This window comes from Burkholderia ubonensis, assembly GCF_902833085.1.
Classification (GTDB): Bacteria; Pseudomonadota; Gammaproteobacteria; order Burkholderiales; family Burkholderiaceae; genus Burkholderia; species Burkholderia ubonensis.
In genome coordinates, this window is the sequence record NZ_CADFEB010000033.1 from 1 (window position 1) to 408 (window position 408).

At 68.9% G+C, this 408-nt stretch carries 1 pseudogene; it reads left to right on the forward strand.

From position 1 onward, the window contains the following. Positions 1–408: pseudogene (locus tag HWX31_RS34695) on the forward strand (potassium-transporting ATPase subunit B); the annotation flags it as partial.

Genomic DNA, 408 nt, shown 5'->3' on the forward strand with positions numbered 1-408 from the left:
AGAAGACGCCGAACGAGATCGCGCTGACGATCCTGCTGGTCGCGCTGACGATCGTGATGCTGCTCGCGACCGCGACGCTGCTGCCGTTCTCGATGTTCTCGGTGGAAGCAATGAAGGCGGGGCACGTGGTGACGATCACCGCGCTGGTCGCGCTGCTCGTGTGCCTGATCCCGACGACGATCGGCGGCCTGCTGTCCGCGATCGGCGTGGCCGGCATGAGCCGGATGATGCAGGCGAACGTGATCGCGACCTCGGGCCGCGCGGTGGAAGCGGCCGGCGACGTCGACGTGCTGCTGCTCGACAAGACCGGCACGATCACGCTCGGCAACCGCCAGGCGTCGGCGTTCATGCCCGGGCCGGGCGTGACGGAAGAGGCGCTTGCGGATGCCGCGCAGCTGTCGTCGCTCG